28 protein-coding genes and 1 tRNA gene are annotated in these 16,215 nt (G+C 71.1%); 26 read left to right on the top strand and 3 right to left on the bottom strand.

Features of this window, described 5'->3' with window-relative positions; genetic code table 11:
• Positions 1-23 precede the first annotated feature (23 nt).
• Positions 24-1,631: a dynamin family protein gene (locus OG331_RS32215; RefSeq protein WP_406202684.1), complete on the bottom strand. Its 1,608-nt coding sequence runs from the start codon at positions 1,629-1,631 to the stop codon at positions 24-26.
• A 324-nt stretch (positions 1,632-1,955) separates the two neighbouring features.
• On the opposite strand from OG331_RS32215, the gene OG331_RS32210 reads away from it, so the two are divergent.
• Both OG331_RS32210 and OG331_RS32205 read left to right on the top strand, forming a co-directional pair.
• Positions 1,956-2,028 (top strand) — tRNA-Arg (locus OG331_RS32210).
• A 113-nt stretch (positions 2,029-2,141) separates the two neighbouring features.
• Positions 2,142-3,098 (top strand): tyrosine-type recombinase/integrase, encoded by a 957-nt coding sequence (locus OG331_RS32205; RefSeq protein WP_406202682.1) that lies wholly within the window; start codon positions 2,142-2,144, stop codon positions 3,096-3,098.
• Positions 3,099-3,178: 80 nt separating this feature from the next.
• Here OG331_RS32205 and OG331_RS32200 read toward each other — a convergent pair whose 3' ends face one another.
• A complete protein-coding gene (locus tag OG331_RS32200; protein ID WP_406202680.1) occupies positions 3,179-3,367 on the bottom strand; it encodes a hypothetical protein in 189 nt (62 codons plus the stop codon).
• A gap of 189 nt (positions 3,368-3,556) precedes the next feature.
• Positions 3,557-3,940, bottom strand: coding sequence for a hypothetical protein (locus OG331_RS32195; RefSeq protein ID WP_406202678.1), 384 nt, complete (start codon positions 3,938-3,940; stop codon positions 3,557-3,559).
• Positions 3,941-4,195: 255 nt separating this feature from the next.
• Between OG331_RS32195 and OG331_RS32190 the strand changes: the two genes are divergently transcribed.
• The 24 genes from OG331_RS32190 (at position 4,196) to OG331_RS32075 (ending at position 16,165) form a co-directional block, all read left to right on the top strand.
• Positions 4,196-4,564, top strand: a complete 369-nt coding sequence (locus OG331_RS32190; RefSeq protein ID WP_406202676.1) for a helix-turn-helix domain-containing protein — start codon at positions 4,196-4,198, stop codon at positions 4,562-4,564.
• Positions 4,467-4,799 (top strand): hypothetical protein, encoded by a 333-nt coding sequence (locus tag OG331_RS32185; protein WP_406210930.1) that lies wholly within the window; start codon positions 4,467-4,469, stop codon positions 4,797-4,799. Before OG331_RS32190 ends, OG331_RS32185 begins: the two co-directional genes overlap by 98 nt.
• A 96-nt stretch (positions 4,800-4,895) precedes the next feature.
• Entirely contained in the window at positions 4,896-5,258 is a 363-nt protein-coding gene (locus OG331_RS32180; protein WP_406202674.1) for a hypothetical protein, read from the top strand.
• Positions 5,255-5,746: a hypothetical protein gene (locus OG331_RS32175; protein ID WP_406202672.1), complete on the top strand. Its 492-nt coding sequence runs from the start codon at positions 5,255-5,257 to the stop codon at positions 5,744-5,746. The genes OG331_RS32180 and OG331_RS32175 overlap by 4 nt, the downstream gene beginning before the upstream one ends.
• On the top strand, positions 5,743-5,880 hold the full coding sequence (locus OG331_RS32170) for a hypothetical protein (protein ID WP_406202670.1): 138 nt from the start codon (positions 5,743-5,745) through the stop codon (positions 5,878-5,880). Before OG331_RS32175 ends, OG331_RS32170 begins: the two co-directional genes overlap by 4 nt.
• On the top strand, positions 5,877-6,296 hold the full coding sequence (locus tag OG331_RS32165) for a hypothetical protein (RefSeq protein ID WP_406202668.1): 420 nt from the start codon (positions 5,877-5,879) through the stop codon (positions 6,294-6,296). The genes OG331_RS32170 and OG331_RS32165 overlap by 4 nt, the downstream gene beginning before the upstream one ends.
• The gene (locus OG331_RS32160; protein WP_406202667.1) at positions 6,296-6,559 is read left to right on the top strand and encodes a hypothetical protein; all 264 of its coding nucleotides are present in this window, start codon (positions 6,296-6,298) and stop codon (positions 6,557-6,559) included. The genes OG331_RS32165 and OG331_RS32160 overlap by 1 nt, the downstream gene beginning before the upstream one ends.
• Positions 6,556-6,933 carry a hypothetical protein gene (locus OG331_RS32155; RefSeq protein WP_406202665.1) on the top strand — a complete coding sequence of 126 codons (378 nt, stop codon included), beginning with the start codon at positions 6,556-6,558 and terminating at the stop codon, positions 6,931-6,933. Before OG331_RS32160 ends, OG331_RS32155 begins: the two co-directional genes overlap by 4 nt.
• Positions 6,930-7,760 (top strand): hypothetical protein, encoded by an 831-nt coding sequence (locus tag OG331_RS32150; RefSeq protein WP_406202663.1) that lies wholly within the window; start codon positions 6,930-6,932, stop codon positions 7,758-7,760. Before OG331_RS32155 ends, OG331_RS32150 begins: the two co-directional genes overlap by 4 nt.
• A gap of 2 nt (positions 7,761-7,762) precedes the next feature.
• Complete coding sequence (locus OG331_RS32145) at positions 7,763-8,848, top strand: hypothetical protein (RefSeq protein ID WP_406202661.1); 1,086 nt, start codon at positions 7,763-7,765, stop codon at positions 8,846-8,848.
• On the top strand, positions 8,848-9,660 hold the full coding sequence (locus tag OG331_RS32140; protein WP_406202659.1) for an exonuclease domain-containing protein: 813 nt from the start codon (positions 8,848-8,850) through the stop codon (positions 9,658-9,660). Before OG331_RS32145 ends, OG331_RS32140 begins: the two co-directional genes overlap by 1 nt.
• Positions 9,657-10,118, top strand: coding sequence for a phiSA1p31-related protein (locus OG331_RS32135; RefSeq protein ID WP_406202657.1), 462 nt, complete (start codon positions 9,657-9,659; stop codon positions 10,116-10,118). The genes OG331_RS32140 and OG331_RS32135 overlap by 4 nt, the downstream gene beginning before the upstream one ends.
• Complete coding sequence (locus OG331_RS32130) at positions 10,115-10,729, top strand: crossover junction endodeoxyribonuclease RuvC (RefSeq protein WP_406202655.1); 615 nt, start codon at positions 10,115-10,117, stop codon at positions 10,727-10,729. The genes OG331_RS32135 and OG331_RS32130 overlap by 4 nt, the downstream gene beginning before the upstream one ends.
• A complete protein-coding gene (locus tag OG331_RS32125; RefSeq protein WP_406202653.1) occupies positions 10,726-10,926 on the top strand; it encodes a hypothetical protein in 201 nt (66 codons plus the stop codon). Before OG331_RS32130 ends, OG331_RS32125 begins: the two co-directional genes overlap by 4 nt.
• Positions 10,923-11,198, top strand: coding sequence for a hypothetical protein (locus tag OG331_RS32120; RefSeq protein ID WP_356617837.1), 276 nt, complete (start codon positions 10,923-10,925; stop codon positions 11,196-11,198). Before OG331_RS32125 ends, OG331_RS32120 begins: the two co-directional genes overlap by 4 nt.
• Positions 11,199-11,203: 5 nt before the next feature.
• Complete coding sequence (locus OG331_RS32115) at positions 11,204-11,632, top strand: hypothetical protein (protein ID WP_406202651.1); 429 nt, start codon at positions 11,204-11,206, stop codon at positions 11,630-11,632.
• A gap of 156 nt (positions 11,633-11,788) precedes the next feature.
• On the top strand, positions 11,789-12,748 hold the full coding sequence (locus OG331_RS32110; protein ID WP_406202649.1) for a hypothetical protein: 960 nt from the start codon (positions 11,789-11,791) through the stop codon (positions 12,746-12,748).
• Entirely contained in the window at positions 12,745-13,236 is a 492-nt protein-coding gene (locus OG331_RS32105; protein ID WP_406202647.1) for a hypothetical protein, read from the top strand. Before OG331_RS32110 ends, OG331_RS32105 begins: the two co-directional genes overlap by 4 nt.
• Positions 13,233-13,490, top strand: coding sequence for a hypothetical protein (locus OG331_RS32100; RefSeq protein ID WP_393599966.1), 258 nt, complete (start codon positions 13,233-13,235; stop codon positions 13,488-13,490). The genes OG331_RS32105 and OG331_RS32100 overlap by 4 nt, the downstream gene beginning before the upstream one ends.
• A 24-nt stretch (positions 13,491-13,514) precedes the next feature.
• On the top strand, positions 13,515-14,012 hold the full coding sequence (locus OG331_RS32095; protein WP_406202645.1) for a hypothetical protein: 498 nt from the start codon (positions 13,515-13,517) through the stop codon (positions 14,010-14,012).
• Positions 14,009-14,224, top strand: a complete 216-nt coding sequence (locus tag OG331_RS32090) for a hypothetical protein (RefSeq protein WP_406202643.1) — start codon at positions 14,009-14,011, stop codon at positions 14,222-14,224. The genes OG331_RS32095 and OG331_RS32090 overlap by 4 nt, the downstream gene beginning before the upstream one ends.
• 31 nt (positions 14,225-14,255) lie before the next feature.
• A complete protein-coding gene (locus OG331_RS32085) occupies positions 14,256-14,666 on the top strand; it encodes a hypothetical protein (RefSeq protein ID WP_393599969.1) in 411 nt (136 codons plus the stop codon).
• On the top strand, positions 14,663-15,067 hold the full coding sequence (locus OG331_RS32080; RefSeq protein WP_406202641.1) for a hypothetical protein: 405 nt from the start codon (positions 14,663-14,665) through the stop codon (positions 15,065-15,067). The genes OG331_RS32085 and OG331_RS32080 overlap by 4 nt, the downstream gene beginning before the upstream one ends.
• Before the next feature lie 186 nt (positions 15,068-15,253).
• Positions 15,254-16,165, top strand: a complete 912-nt coding sequence (locus OG331_RS32075; RefSeq protein WP_406202639.1) for a hypothetical protein — start codon at positions 15,254-15,256, stop codon at positions 16,163-16,165.
• Positions 16,166-16,215 lie beyond the last annotated feature (50 nt).

Here is a 16,215-nt window from a genome sequence, read left to right as displayed (position 1 = left end):
TGGTCAGTGACGGCAGTCACCGGTCACCTCTCCTTCTGCAGTACGGACAGCGCGGCGATGAGTTCGGCCTGGGGTTCCGGATGGACCTCCAGGGCGTCGAGCGGGGCGAGCCGTCGCTCGCGTTCGTTGTGCATGACCCGGTCCAGGTGCTCGGTGAGCAGCCGCCCGGCCCGGTCGCGCAGCCGCAGCGCGCCGTGCGCGCCGATCCGTTCGGCGAGCCCCTCCCCCGCCGACCGCGCCCGGCGTCCGCCCAGCAGGGCGGTGGCGACGAGGGCGGTGACGACCTCGGAATCGGGGGCGACGCTGCGGTCGAGGACGCTCACCTCGTCCTCCGCGTACTCCTCGAGTTCCCTGCGCCAGCGCCGTACGGCCATGCCGATGCGGTGTTCGACGCTCGACGGCCGTGGGTCGCGGCCCGTCAGTTCGGGGGCTGCGGCGGCCGGTTCGCGCCGCCAGGCGTCGTCGACGCGCTCGTCGGCGGCGGTGACGGCGCACAGCAGGAGAGTGCTCAGGCTCTCCACCAGCGACTCCAGCAGCTCGCTGGCGGAGCAGTCGAGCGGGAAGGCGCGCCAGCGCTTCAGCGCGTCGCCGGCGAGCACGGCACCGGCCTGCAGCCGGCTCCGTACGCGCGCGTACTCGCTGTCGTACGCACTGTCCACGGCGCTGGTGAGCCGTAGCGCTGCCGCGTACTGGGCGGCGGCGGCGTTCGCCAGCTCGGGCATGCGGACCTTGAGCGAGTCGAGCAGACCGTTGGCCGTCCGGATGATGGCGTGTTCCCGTGCCCCCGGGTCCTGGGCCTGCTGGCTGAGCCAGGTGCGCAGCGGTGCCACCGCCGTCGCCGGCAGCAGCCCGCCGCCCCAGGCCGACTCGGGCAGCTCGGGCACGGTGAAGCGGGGGATGTGGCCGAGTCCGGCCTTGGTGAGGAGCGCGCCGTACTGCCGGGACACGTCGGAGACGACCTGATGCGGAACCCTGTCCAGAACGGTCACCAGGGTGGCGTCGTACTCCTTGGCTGTGCGCAGCAGATGCCAGGGGACGGCGTCGGCGTACCGGGCGGCCGTCGTGACCATCACCCAGATGTCGGCCGCGCAGATCAGCTGGGCCGCGAGGGCTCGGTTGTCCGCGATCAGGGAGTCGATGTCGGGCGCGTCGAGCAGGGCGAGCCCGGGCGGCAGCGTGTCGGCGGTCTCGAGCCGCAGCACGCGCGCGGAATCCTCGCCCGGTGCCATCAGTTCCTCCGCCGGATCCTGCTGGGGCATCCACACGCGCGTGAGGTCGGGCAGCACCCTCACCCCGCTGAACCAGCGATGGTCGTCCGGATGACAGACCAGCACGGGATTTCGCGTGGTCGGCCGCAGCACTCCCGCTTCGGTCACGCGCCGGCCCACGATCGAGTTGACGAGCGTCGACTTGCCCGCCCCGGTCGATCCGCCCACCACGGCAAGCAGCGGCGCTTCGGGCTCTCTCAAGCGGGGCACCAAATAGTCGTCGAGCTGTGCGAGCAGTTCGTCGCGGTTGGCACGCGCTCGTGGCGCCCCCGCCAGGGGCAGCGGAAAGCGTGCGGCCGCGACACGGTCGCGCAGGGCGGAAAGTGCGTCGAGCAGCTGAGGCCGTACGTCCAAGGTCACCACATGCGAAGAATGCCCAATTTTAGGGGAATTCTGAAGCATATGAGCATGTCTGCGCGCCGACGGGACACAAGGGATGGAAGGGACGACTGGGACACAGGCACAGTCCAGGCATAACGAGTGCACAACACCCGGGGCGCGAGAGGCCAAAAGCGGTGCACGATTCGTACCTGCCTGCGATTATCAGGACCGCTTCACCGAACCTCCACATCGAGCCACGGAGGCGAAGCAACAGGGACACGGACGCGGGAGCCCTATCCTTGTCCCCGGCAACGTCACGGAATCAGCCCACACCCGGGCGCACCACGACCGAGGCCACCACAACCGGCCCCCGTAGCTCAGTGGATAGAGCAGGCGCCTTCTAAGCGCTTGGCCGCAGGTTCGAGTCCTGCCGGGGGCGCACACACCCTCTGACCAGCGGAAACGCTGGTCTTCTTTCTGTCTGGCCCGAAGCACATCGCTGTGACAGCAAGCGCCTTGACTGCCCACGCCCATGGGCGCGACCATCAGTTCATGCCAACCGAGCGATATGACCTCGGTCCGATGGTGGCTAGCTGGCTGCGCTCTCTGCGCGCCCGGAACCTCTCGGACAACACCGTCAGGATCTACTCGAACGCGGCGAACAAGTTCCGCGACTTTCTGCTCGAGGAGTACGAGCCGGCCGACAGCAAGGCGAAGCCGGCGCCCGAAGAGCTCGAGGAGATTCACCGCGAGCACCTCGAGGCGTACGTCACGGCGACCATGCAGCGCACGAGCCCGAGCAACGCCCACAACCACTACCGCTCGCTAAAGACCCTCTTTAACTGGCTGGTTGAAGAGGAAGAGCTCGATCTGCACCCCATGCGCAGCATGAAGCCCCCGAGCTTGCCCGAGGTCGAGGTGCCGATCATCCCCGACGCTCACCTCAAGAAGCTCTTTGTGACCGTCCGCGGCAAGGGGTACGCCGAACGCCGCGACGCGGCGCTGCTCTTCCTCTTCCTCGACACGGGGGTGCGGCTGTCGGAGTGCACCGACCGAAAGGTCGGCGACGTCGACCTCGACCTCAACGTGCTTCGCGTGCTGGGGAAAAAGAGCAAGTGGCGGTCGGTCCCGTTCGGCCGGACGACGGCTCAGGCGCTCGACCGGTACCTGCGAGCGGCGGCGAAGCACAAGGGGAAGCCCCTGGAAGAGGATATGTGGCTGTGGTGGGGCGCCGACCGGCGGCACGTGTACCACCGCTTCACCGTCTGGGGTGTTGGGCAGATGCTCAAGAAGAGGTGTGAAGAGGCCGGCATCCCGCCGCTTCACCCTCACCAGTTCCGGCACACCTTCGCCCATCAGTGGAAGTTGGCGGGGGGCAGCGACGACGACCTGATGCGCATCACGGGTTGGTCGTCGCGCGAGATGATCACCCGGTACGGCGCGTCGGCCGGGACCGAGCGGGCGAGGATCGCGCACCAGAAAAACAGTCCGCTCGACCGGCTCATGTAAGCGCGTTCGAACAAGACTGCGCCCCGGCGACCGGTGTCGGCGAACCCGGTCGTGCGGGGCGTTGCAGTGCGGCCTCGAGCTCAAGGCTCCGGGCGGGATATCTCGAGATCTCCGATCAGCCGCGGCACTCGTACGCATAGCAGCGCGAGGGCTGCGGCTTCGTCCATTTGCGCGGGGTCATGTGCGAGCCGCACGTACGACCCGAAGTCTCTGTACATCATCGGCGTACCGTCGTCGAGCTCGACCTCTTCGACGTGCACCTCTGCCATCTGACCCCCTAACCCGCCGGTGAATCTGGACACGCCAGACTCGCACAAGCGTTCGAAACGCGCGAGGTCAGATCACCTTACGTCCGAATGCACCGCATGCGCAGGGTTCACACCTGTAACTTTGGGTCACAGGGGTCGTTCACCCGATCGGGTGATGGGGAGTAACGAAACGAGCGAAGAAATCGCTGTCTATGCCTCGGTCTGAGCTTCGATCTGCCACCGCTCGGCGACGGCGCGAGCCTTCGAGGTGTCGCTGCCGGCGTCGAGCGTCCGGATCAACGTCGCCGGGGCGCCCTGGGTGAGCTCTTCGGCGGTGTACCCGATCATCTGTAGGTGCGCAGCGGCGCCGACGACGGGGCGAGGCAGCCGGAGCCCGGCGGCGAGCGCCGAGACGAGCGTCGGAGTGATCCGGTACGAATCGCCGTTGATGATCTTCGCGATCAGGCTCTTACCGGGCGCGTAACCCGTTTCCGGGTCTTCCGCTTCCGCGGCAAACTCGCGCGTGCTCCAGCGCTTCCCTTCGCCGACCTGCGACTTAACGAGCTCGGTGAGTGCGTCGCGCTGCTCCAGCATGGTTCCACCTCTCCGTCTCGTCGTTCGATTCCACACCGCCCGTGCGATCGAGAGGTGAAAATAGCAGGTCATCGCGTACAACCATTTGCCCGGTGCGGTTCATTGTCCACGATCGCGGGCAGTCCTGGGGCGTCGACAGCAACTCGTACCGAAAATTGACGTATTCGGTCCCTGCCCACGTTCGTGGACACCGCTCAAGCGGTGTGCTTTAGTGGTGCTGCCCACGAACGTGGGCAGTTCAACGGAGGACCGCTCATGCCCGATGCCCGCGTACATCTGCACGACGGCGAGACGCTGCGCAAGCTGATGGAACGGGCGCCGAGCGGGTCAATCACGATCGAAGAGCTCGGCAAGCGAGTCGGTCTGTCGAAGTCGAAAGTCGGCATGCTGCTGTCGGGCGAACGCCCCACGGTGAGCGCCGCAAAGGCCGACGACATATGCAGAGTGCTCGGCGTCCACAGGGGCGCTCTCTTTTTTAAGCCACTGCCCACGCCCGTGGGCACGGACAGCACGGAGGGAACACGCGATGAACACGGACGAGCGCTCACTGCGAATGCGGATCGCGGCTCACAAGAGCTGGGCGGTCACGACGGACCGGCCCGGCCGTACCGCCGCCGCGCGTAAGGCGTCGCACTGGACTCGCTTCCTCGACATGGCGCGCAAGGCCAACCCCGAGGCGACCGAGCAGCAGATCGAGCAGATCGCCGAGTCAATGCGTAAGGCGCATTTCACCGAGCTCGCCGCCCGGTCGGCGGCCGCCCGCCGGATCAAGGCGCAGATGCGGCGCTCGCAGCGCACGGCGGCGACGCGCGCCGAGCTCGAGCAGTACGACGCCGGCCGAGGCAGCACCGCCGCCTGACCCCCGACGCGAGTCGGGGCCGGCCCGGACCGGCATCCGGATCGACCCCTTACGGCTCGCACCCCACTAACCAGAGCAGAAAGCGAGGCGGTCGCCTTGAGCGCTCAGCCTACCGAACGCCCCCACGAGCTCACCGACTTCGACCGGTCGGCGGGCAACGAGCTCGCGGTGTGCGCGATGCTCGATTACCTCAACCTCCCCGCGGCGACCTTCACGCCGCGCCCCGACGTCGTGCACGTCACCGTGATCGACGCTCGCGACCTCGGGCGCTGGATGTACGCACTCGGCGGCGAGCTCGTCCCGACCGGCGGCAGCCGCGAGGACGGCGTCACGCTGTGGACGCTGCGCACCGAGACGCCGGTACGCGGCGACGGCTCGAAGGTCCCGATCCGAGTGCACGCCGCGGTCGCCGAGGGCGTCGACGTCCTCGCCGAGCTGCGCCCCGGGGGTGCCCGGTGACCACGAACCCGCACGTGCTGCCCGCGGCCGACCTGATCGACGCCGTGATGCGTCGGGCCGCGGCCGACCCCGCCGTCGACGCCGCTGCCGTGCTCGACGACGCCGGGCTGCTCACCCGCCCGGACCCCTTCGCGACGCCCGGCCGACGCCGCCCCGGGCCGAGCCCGGCCGCCGTCGCTTCGCTCGTCGAGTGCCGCAAGGCGAAGGCGGCCGCCGACCTCGCCGAGCCCGAGGTCGCCGAGATGCCCGGCGAGCCGGCGGTGACCGCGGCGTACGGCGAGGTGCGCTTCGTTGTCCGTCCTCGCTCGCTCGACGACTGGCGCCGCTGGACTCAGGCGCTCGGCGTGCACGACGCGCAGGGTCGCGCGATCGGCGGCGCCCTGGTCGCCCGCTTCACGTACCGCGGCGTACGCGCCCGGCTCGTCGGCGAGGGCGTGCCCGCGCTGCTCGGTAAGGCGCTCAACGACTCGCCTCGGCGTCCGCGGTGACAGCGGCCGACTGGCTCGACGTGCTCAACACCCTCGGCTGCGGCGCGGCCGCCGGACTGCTGCTGATCCTCGCCGGCGCCCTCACCCCCGCACGCCCTCGCAACTCCCGTACTGGAAAGGACGACCCGGCATGACCGGACACATCACCGACGAAACGCTGCGCGAGATCGCGCTCGCGGTCGGGCCCGACTGGCAAGCGGGTCGGCACGAGCCGCGCGACCCCGAGGCGGCGCTCGTGACGCCCTCGCTCGACGAGATGGCGGCCGAACCCGGCGCTACACAAACGCAGTTCCGGGTCACGTACGAGCGGGTCGGTCGGCACGGCGGCCGCGGCGGGCGTCCGGCGCCGGCGCCGCTCGAGTGCTGGGCGATCGGCGCCGACGGACTCGCCGAGCACGTCGCTAAGGACGTCCGGCCGTACCTCGCGTCGAGCGACGTCGAGGTGCACGTCGACCTCGAGCAGATGACCGGGTTCATCCTCGCCGGCATGAACAACGGCGGGTCGTTCACGATCGAGCAGCTCGCCGTCGCCGAGAGGCGTGACGCCTGATGCGGACTCTCGACGAAGCGCGCGCCGCGGCCGCCGCGCAGTGGGGCGGCGAGGGGCTGCCGAAGTGGCGTACCGCGTTCCTCACGATCGCCGGCGAGGAACCGACCGCGATCGTCCCCGTCTGCCACGACCCCGAGCACGAAGAGGCCGACGGCAGCGTTTACGACTGCTGCCCCGAGCCGGCGATCGAGGTCGAGTCGGCCGAGCTCGCCGAGTATCTCGTCGCGTTGCTCAACACGGACGCGCCCGGTGATGCGGCATGAGCGCCTCGGTCGAGCGCCGTACGGAAACCGTTCCGCTGCTGATCGGCGAGCAAGTCGAGGCGTACGGCCGGCTCGTGCGCGAAGCGACGTTTCGCGAAGTGGCCGAGTTGCTGCGCAAAGACGGGTTGCCCATGTCCGCCGGGCTGCTCGAGGCGCAGCTCGAGCTCGAGGAAGTCGACCGGCGTGACGCTGCTCGGCGGCCGGCGAGCGGGCCGGCTGACGTGCCGGCGATCGCGGCGCCGAACCCGGTCGTGCCGCGTGCCGTGTCCGAGGAGAGCATCGACCGGGCTGTACGTCGGGCCGGTGTCGGCGCGTACTTCGCCGGCGTGCGTTGGTACGGAATCGCGGCCGCCGCAGGGGCGATCGAGCTGTGACTGACCCGAAGCATGCGGTCGCTACCGAGCGGGGTCGGTACTACGCCGACCCCGCCGGGGGTCCCGACCTGATCTCGGTAACGAACATCACGGGCTCGTCGGTGCACAAGCCGGCGCTCGTGCCGTGGGGCGCCGGGCTCGTCGCCGACGCCGTTATCGCCGACCCGATCGCGGTCGCGCGCCGTGCCCGGACCGAGCCGACCGCGCTGCGGCGCGAGCTCGTCGCGCTGCCGAACGCCCGCCGCGAGTCGGCGGCCGACCTCGGTACGCGCGTGCACCGCCGGGCGCACGCGATCGTGATCGGTTCGCCGTCCGCGGCCGACCCCGAGGTCGAGCCGTACGCGCGGCAGCTCGCCCGGTTCTTCCGTCTCTGGCGGGTCGACTTCGACCGCGACGTCGAGGCGGTCGAGACGACGGTGATGCACCGCCGCTACGGCTACGCCGGCACCGGTGATCTGTGGCTGTGGCTGCCGACCGGGCCCGGCGGCCGCCGTGAGTTGTGGCTGATCGACTACAAGACGTCGGCGAAGAAACCGGTCACGACGGTCTACGCCGAGCAGCCCTATCAACTCGCCGCGTACCGGTGGGCGCCCGTCGCGCTGCTGCCGGACGACACCGAAGTGCCGGCGCCTCGGCCGCGCCGTACGGCCGTGCTCAACCTGCGGCCGCGCGGGTTCCGGCTGATCGAGCTTCCGAGCGACCGCGCGGTGTTCCGGGCGTTCCTCGGCGCGCTCGCCAACGCCCGCTATCTGCACAACGCGCCGAGCGCGTACCCGACGATCCTGCCGCCCTGGGCGCCGGGATCACCGTCCCGAAAGGCAGCGTGACCATGGGATCGCGCATCCTCAACGCGAAGAAACAGGCCGCCGAGCTCGGCCGCATCCGGACCGGCTACAGCCGCCCCAACCCGAAGAACCCGAAGGGGCGGCCGATCCCGGTCCGTTCCCGCACGTTCCTTCTGTCGTCGCACTCCGAGCAGTACGTCGCGAAGGCGGCCGAGCTGTACGGCGGCGAGGTCGAGCAGTGGACCCCGCAAGGCTCGAAGGTCGCGCAGTACCGCGTGATCACCGAGGCGCGCGAGCTGCACGCGATCATGCCGGCCGGCGACCCGCTGTCGGTGTCGTACGAGCTGTGGTCGGGCGGGGGTTGCGCACGCCGCTGTGACGGCGTGACAGAGAAGATCAGCCGGCGCCCGTGCTTGTGCCTCGCGGAGTACGGCGAGGAATGGCACTTGCAGAACGACGTCGAGCCGGGCTCGGTCTGCAAGACGACCTCGCGCATCGGCGTCATGTTGCCGGACATGCCCGACCTCGGCGTTTGGCGGCTCGAGACGCACAGCCACTACGCGGCCGACGTGATGGCGGGCGGCGTCGACACGGTGCTACAGGCGACCGAGGGCAAGAGCATGATGCCCGTCCGGCTGTGGATCGAGCAGCGGGAAGTGATGCGCCCGACCGGGCCGAAGCACTTCCCCGTCGTGATGCTCGTCCCCACGATTCCGGCGCTTCGTCACGCCCTGTCGGGCCCGCTGTCGACGGCGGCCGCGTTGAACCCGGCCGTGCTCGTCGACCGGCCGGCACTCGAGGCGGGCCCGGCCGAGCGACCCGACTACCTCGCCGAGGCACGCGAGTGCACGACGGCGGCCGCCGTGATTCAGGTCTGGCACCGGGCGCGCGCGGCCGGGCACGGCTCCGACGAGCTGCTCGCCGACCTCAAGCAGATCGCCGAGGACGTCGAGGCCGGCGTCGACCCGCGGACGGGCGTCGTCGACGACGACCAGGGCGACGACGAGCCGGGCCCGGACGCCGACGGCGTGTACGACGTCGAGGTCGTCGAGGGCGACACGGAACCCCCGACCGCGTACCCCGCGGCCGCGTGGCCCGAGACGGCGCAGCCGGGCGGGGGTGCCCGGTGATGTGGCACACGGGCCGGCTCGCCGCCTTCGACCTCGAGACGACCGGGACCGACGTCGAGCGCGACCGGATCGTGACCGCGGCTGTCGTCGGGTGCGGCGGGTTCGGCTCGTATATCCCGTGCACGTGGCTCGCCGACCCGGGCGTCGAGATCCCGGCCGAGGCGACCGCCATACACAAGATCACGACCGAGCAAGCTCGCACCGAAGGCGAGCCGGCTGCCGACGTCGCCGACCAGATTGCCGAGCAGCTCGCGCAGTGGCTCGGCGACGGGATGGCTCTCGTCGGGCACAACGTGCCCTTCGACCTCACGGTGCTCGACCGCGAGCTGCGCCGTTACGACCGCGAGCCGCTGCTCGACCGGCTCGGCGAGCGGCCGCTGCACGTGCTCGACACACGAGTGCTCGACACGCACGCGCTGCCGTACCGCCGGCGCCCCTCGGCCGACCAGGGCGCGCGGCAGCTCATCACCCTCGCGCAGGTCTACGGGCTCGGGTGGGACGCGAAGGCGGCGCACGGCTGCAAGTACGACGCGCTCATGTCGGCCCGGATCGCTCAGCAGATCGGGACGCTCGCGCACATGTCGCGCCGCTACTGGCCCGAGTCGATCCGGACTGCGCGGCGGCCGCGGTTTCACGAGCTGCGCGGTCTGTCCCGGGCCGAGCTGCACGAGCTGCAAGTACGCCTCGCCGCCGAGCAAGCCGAGGGACTGCAAAGCCACTTCCGCAAGAACGACCCGACCGCCGTCGTCGACGGCTCTTGGCCCATTCGCCCATGGGTCGAGGACACAGAGAGCAAGGGAGTACCCGCGTGACCGACGCATACCGCTTTGTCGACATGGACGAGCAAGCGCTCGTCGTGCTGGTCGATCGCGAGGGCCGGCTCGAGGTGCAGACCGGCAAGATCTGCACCGTACGCGCCGCCGACGTGCTCGAGCGGCTCGCCGCCCGGCTGCGCGCATCGCACCCGCCCTTCCCGTGCTTCCCGCCGGCGGCGCCGAACCCGACGCCCGAGCGCCCCGACGTGCTGCTGCTCGGCGAAGGCGGCCGGCTCGACCGGTCGGCGAAGGTGTGGACCGACGGGCACGGGCACGCGTGGGACCTGTCCCTTACCTGGGGTGACGCGTACGGCGCCGAGTGGCGTTGGCACGGCACCCTCGACAGCAGCGGCGCGCCGCTGCTGCGGGCGAACAACGGCGTCACCGTGCAGTCGTTCGACATCGTGCACGCGCTATACGGGCCGCTCGCCCCCCTCGCCGAGGGCGCGAAGTGACCGGGGTCCCGGGGCTGCTCGAGCCGGCCCGGGCGGGCGTCGACCCCGCGGTACTCGAGGGCGCGCTGCGCGTGCTCGGGCTCGATCTGTCGATCGTCTCGACGGGCTACGGACTGCCGAACGGGTCGACGGGCCGGATCAAGACACGGCAGCGCGACGGCGACCGCCGGCTGCTCGTGATCGAGGACACGGTCGCCGAGCTCGTCGCCGAGCACCGGCCCGACGTCGCGGTGCTCGAGGACATGCCGACCCGGATGCGGCCGAACGCGGTCAAGGCGCTCGGCAAGGTGCACGGCGTCGTGAACGCGGTGCTGCTGCGCGCCGGCGTGCCGTACGTCTACCTGTCGCCGGCGACGCTCAAGAGCTACGCGGCCGACAACGGCAGCGCGTCGAAAGACGACATGGCGGCCGCCGCGTACCTCGCGGCCGGCGTCAAGTTCCCCGACGACCCGAAGGGCGACCGCTGTGACGGCTGGTGGCTGCGGGCAGCCGGACACGACGCCTACGGGGTACCGCTCTTCGAGCTGCCGAAGGCGCAGCGCGAGCGGCTCGCCGTAGTGCCATGGCCCAACTTGTCGCCGCAGCGATGGGTGTTGGGGGTCGACCAGTGAGGCGCGGCCGCGCCGCGCCGGGCGCCCCCACAATCCCCGGGACCGCGGTCACCCCGCCGCGCCGGCCGCTCGAGGACGTCGCCGGCGCCCGGCCGGTACCGGCGGTCGAAGGGCAGCTCGATCTCGTCGACTTCTGGCAAGGCTGCGGGTTGCTCGACGACCAGCAGCGCGAGGCGCTCGAGGCCGAGCAGCCATGAACGGCGCCGGCCCCACGATCGGACTCCCGCACCCGGGCTACGGGCTGCGGGTCCGGCTCGACCACGCGAAGGCGAAGGACCTCGCGGCCGCCGACTTCGCGTGTTCGTGCGGCCGGCCGCCCGAGGACGCCTTCGGATACGACGCGGTCGAGGCTCTCGTGATCCGGGCCGAGCGGCACATGCGCGACGAGTGCCCCAACGAACACGTACGAGCGGCTGCCGCCCTGCGCAGCGAGCGCCGCAAGCAACACGCACGGAAGCGAAGGAAGTAGTGCCCATGCCTCACGAGATCGAGCCGGGCAAGCTGCCCGAGGTCAAGGTCGACAGCAATGCGACATGGCTGCAAGCCGCTCTCACGGCCGAGCAGCGCCGCGGACTGTGGCAGCACCCGGGCACGTCCGTGTTCGCGGTCGTGCGGCTCACGGCGAAGAGCTTCGTCGGGCACGCTGAAGGCGAGGACAAAGACCCGGTCGTGAAGGTGCGCATCACGAGCGCCGAGGCGGCCGAGACCGACGAAGAGGCGAAGCGCGTCGCCGAGGTGATGCGCGCCATGATGCGCCGGCGCAGCAAGAACGGAACCTTCGACGAGCTCGGGCAGCCCGACGTCGAGGCAGCCGTGCAGGAAGTGCTCGCGCTGCTGCCGACCGAGGCGGACTACGAAGAGCACCTCGAGCGGCGCCGAGCCTCGCGCGACGGGCAGCAGTGATGCGGCCGGCCCGAGCGCAGCGCGCGCCCCCAACTCCCTTTATCCACACCTGTGGATCACTGCTCGACCGCCCCGGCGGCGCCTTCGCGGACACCCGCGGGCCGCGGGACCCGCACCACACCTTCCCGCCGGATTGCTCACCACTGAGAGGCTTCGATGCCCTGGTTCAACGTCGACGACAAAGCTCACTCGCACCCCAAGATGATCAAGGCGGGGAATGCTGCGGTCGGGCTGTGGCTGCGCTGCGGCTCGTACGTCGCGCAGCACTTGACCGACGGCGTCGTGCCCGGACTGGTCGCGGACATGTACGGCACGACGCCGCAGATCTCGAAGCTCGTCAAAGTCGGGTTGTGGCACCCGCACGGGCACATCTGCCCGAGCTGCCCGCAGCCGGCCGAGGGCGACTACTACATGCACGACTATCACGACCGGACGAACGGCAACCCGCTGCGAGCCGAGGTCGAGCAGCGCCGGCAGCGCGCCGCGGAGAAGAAGCGCCGGCAGCGCGGGGGCGGCGACGGCGGGCCCGGCGGTCCGTCGCGGAATCGCTCGCTCTTCGATGACGATCCCGACGCGATCGACGACGGATTCGACGACGATTCGCCCGCGAAAGACACCCCCGATTCTCACGACGACGCAGGTCACGGGGGTACGTCCCCCGGGGACAGTGCGGGGACCTCGCGCGCGCGTGCTCCACTCCCCTCCACTCCACTCCCTAAGAGGGGGGTTGAGGAGAGAGAGGAAGCTGCGGGTAGTTCGCGCGCGAGCGAGCCGGCTCTCTCTGCGATCACCGCCGATTGGCGGCCGAGTAGGGACGACGTCGCGGCCGCGCAGCTTGCCCGAGTCGACGCCGGCCGGCAGCAGTTGACCGACGAGCAGCTCGCCGAGGTGACGCGCAAGTTCGTGCGTCGCATGGCGGCCGACGGGCGTACGGCTGCCGCGTGGGGTGCCCGGTGGCAGGAGTGGGCCGAGCGCGAGCGACCCGAGCAGCACGACAACGTCGTGCCCTTCGCGGGTCCCGGTGCCCGTGCCCACGGGCGCGGGCCGACGAAGGGTGAGCAGCAGCGCGCGAGTCTCGAGGCACTGCGCCGGCGCGTCGAAGGGGGCGGCGCATGACCCCCGCCGAGACGCTCGAGCTCTTCGAGTTGATCAGCCGGATCGACGACCGCGTGCTGCGCACGACCGAGGACGAGCAAGCGGCGCAGCTCATGCTCTGGTCGACCGCGCTGCGGTACGTGCCCTTCGACTTCGCCGGCCGGGCGATCGGCGAGCACTACGCCGAGAGCGCCTTTCCCGTCATGCCGAAGGACATTGCCACCCGGTGGCGCAAGGTCGGCCGCGAGCGGCTCGAGCGGCTGCCGGACACCTTCGAGCCCTGCGCTTACCCGCAGCTCGACCCGGACGACGAAGCGGGTTACCGGGCAGCGCTGCGCGCACGCCGCGAGGCGGTGCTCGCCGGGACCGTGCGCCCGGGCGGTCTGCCCGAGCTGCGCGCGGCGTCGGTGCGTGTCTCGCCCGGCCGCCCTAACGACGAGTACCTGCGTGCCCGCGAAGAGATGCGCCGACGGCGCCTCGACCGGACAGGAAGCGAGGTCAAGCGATGAACGCCGCCGAACGAGAGCGCCGACAGATCTGCGACGCCGTCGCCGCGGTGATCGCGGGCGCGATCGAGGACATGCTCGCCGAGCACCCCGACGCGTCGCCCGAAGCGCAGGCCCGAAAAGCCGTGCGCGTGCTGCGGGCCCTGGGTTGGCACATCACGGCCGCGCCGCTGTGCGCCCTCCAGAGGGACGAACGCACCCCCGACAGCACCACAACCCCGGCCGACCACTCTGCGACCGCCCTGCGGTCCGCGTAGCGCCTTGACGAAGGGAAAGATCACATGACCGCCGAGAACGATCTCGCCGAGGGACCGCAGTACATCGGGGCCCGGATAGTGCGCCCCGACGAGCAACTCGCCCCGCCCCGGCTCTTCGTGCTGCGCCGGCACGTCGACGTGTCGGGCGTGAGCGGTACCGGCAACGTCGCCGACGGCGTCGAGTGGCCCGACGGGACGGCGTCGGTCCGGTGGCGCGGCGAACACCCCTCGCTCGTGTTCTGGGACCGCGGCCGCACGTCCGTTGAGCTCATCCATGGCCACGGTGGGGCGACCGACGTCGAGTACCTCGACCAGGAGGTGACCGGCGAGGCGCCGACGGCGGACGCGCCCGACGCCCTGCGCCGCGTGATCGACATAGCGCTCGGCAAGCCGGTGCGCTGCCCGCAGTGCGGCCGGCCCGGCGCGTGCCGCTGCATCGCAAACCGGCACGACGCCCGGGTCGAGGTCGTGCTCGCCGCGGTGCTCGGCTACCTCGCCCGCACGAACGGGCCGACGCCGTGAGCGCCTTCACGTACGACCCGACCGACCTCGACGAAGAGCAGCTCGAGGTGATCGACGGGCTCACCGACGAGCAACTCGCCGCGTACTTCGAGGACCCGATCGAGCCCGACCCGCTCGCCGGCTACTCCCACGCCGTCAGTCCCCAGCTCGGCCGCGCGCGCCCGTTCCCCAACGCCCGCGATCGCGGGATTACCGATCTCCCCGGTTTCTGACCGACCGCCCCACGCACCACAGCGAGGAACCATGACCGAGAGCACCACAACCGCCCCGAGCTGCGGCTCGGCATGCGCCGAACAGCACACCTACGCCGACCGTTGTGTGCTCGCACCGCTGTACCCCTCCGTGCACACCGACGAGCGGCTGCTCGCCGCCCTCGAGGACGTCCGCAAGTGGCGACACCGGCAGCCGAACCGAGGTGCGCGCCACTTCGCTGAGCTCGACGCGATCCTCGACGCCGCGGCTCTCGGCCGCATCCGGCGCGAGGTCGGCGAGGACGTCCCGGCGTCGCTGCCCGAGGCGGTCGCCGCGCATCACCGCATCATGGCCGCGCGGCGCCGCGCCCTCGACGACCTCGGTCGCGTGTGGGACGCAGCCGAGGCGGCAGCAATCCGGCAGATCGCTCGGTTCATGCCGATCGGGCAGGCGAGCCGATGACGACCGCGGCCGAGGCGGCGATCGAGCTGCATGTGCAGCGACTCGTCGACGCGCACGGGCTCGACGAGCCGACCGCGCGCGACGCCGTCGACGTCTACCGGCGCGGCGAGCGGGGCGAACATCACGAGCTCGTGCACCGCGCCGCCTTCGAGGTGCTCGCCGCGTTGCAGGGGCAGAACGTCGCGGCGCTGCTCGCCGCGGTCCGGTCCGTGGCCGAGCGGTGCTTCGCCGCGTTGCGGCCGATCCTCGAGACGTCGACCGTCGGGCAGCCCGAGGACTTCGGATTGGTACCGGTCGTCGAGGTCGAGCAGCCGGCCGCCCCGCGGTCCCGGCCGGCTCGGCGCCGGCCGGCGTGGCAGTCGCCCTACGGTCCGCCGGCCCGGCGCTCGAGGGGGCGGTGACTGTGCCGGCACCCCCGAACGCGTTCGCCGCCCTGTCGCGCCGCAGCCGCTTCGAACGCGGCGTCGCGCAGCTCGACAACGCCCCATAGCAGCGGGGCGTCCCCGTGCCGGACAGCAGCCGGGGCGCCCCGCCCCCCTTCGCGGGACAGATCACCCTACGCCCAAGCAAGATCAGGAGTACCGGCCATGACGAGCAACACCCGCACCGCTGCCGACGACCTTCGCGTCGTCGTCGACCACTGGCAGCACTTGCGGGCCCTGGTCGACACGTCGACGCCCGCTGTATGGACCCCGCCGAAGGACGTCGCCGACTACCTGCGACAGCTCGACGAGCATCACGCGGCCGAGCGCGCCGCCGAGTCGGTGATGACGCCGGCGAAGTGGCTCGCCCGCCCCGGCGAGCATGACCAGGACGCGGCCGCCCGCCCCGAGCGCGAGCCGCTCGCCCTCGCCGAGCAGTCTGCCCCGTTGCGGCTGCACGTCGTCGACGCGTGCCGCGCGGTCGAGGTCGCGCTGTGCACGGTCGCCGATGAGATCGCGGCCGCCGTGCAGCGCGCCCCGATCAAGCGACTGTCGCGGTCGATCCCGGGCGACCGGGTCGGTCTCGACCTCGCGCTGCTCGCCGCCCGAGACGAAGCGGACCCGCAACGCTGGCACTACAACCTCGGCGACCGCAGCGCGGTACGGGCGGCCGAGTGGCTGATCGACCGGCTCGAAGGCGCCCCGGGTCCGTGCACGCCAATCGACGATGCGCAGCGCGCGCGTATCGGCCGTATCGCTCGTGAAGCGGCTCGGCGTATCGAGCGGACGATCGGCAATGACCGGCGCCGCGAGTTTCCGATGGATCGCCCGTGTCCGTACTGCGGCGCATCACTGACGATGCACCGCGGCGGCACTGATGCGTCGACCGTGACCTGCGAGAACGGCGAAGAGTGCGGCGCCCCTGTACCGATCGTCGAGGGGCGCCGCACGTGGGCGGCGCCGCACGAGCTCGCGTCGCTCGAGGGCGCCCTCGCCGCTGCTGCGCACCGAGCCGTGCGCGCATTGGCCCGGCGACGGCAGCGCACCGCGGCCGCCGCGGGCGGTACCGGCACGTAGGCACGCAAAAGCCGCTGTCGTCCCGTGCGTTGGGGCGACAGCGGCGCTCG

It is taken from the genome of Streptomyces sp. NBC_01017, assembly GCF_045162795.1.
Classification (GTDB): Bacteria; Actinomycetota; Actinomycetes; order Streptomycetales; family Streptomycetaceae; genus Streptomyces; species Streptomyces machairae.
The sequence above is the reverse complement of the archived record's forward strand: the minus strand, read 5'-3'. Positions and strand labels throughout refer to the sequence as shown.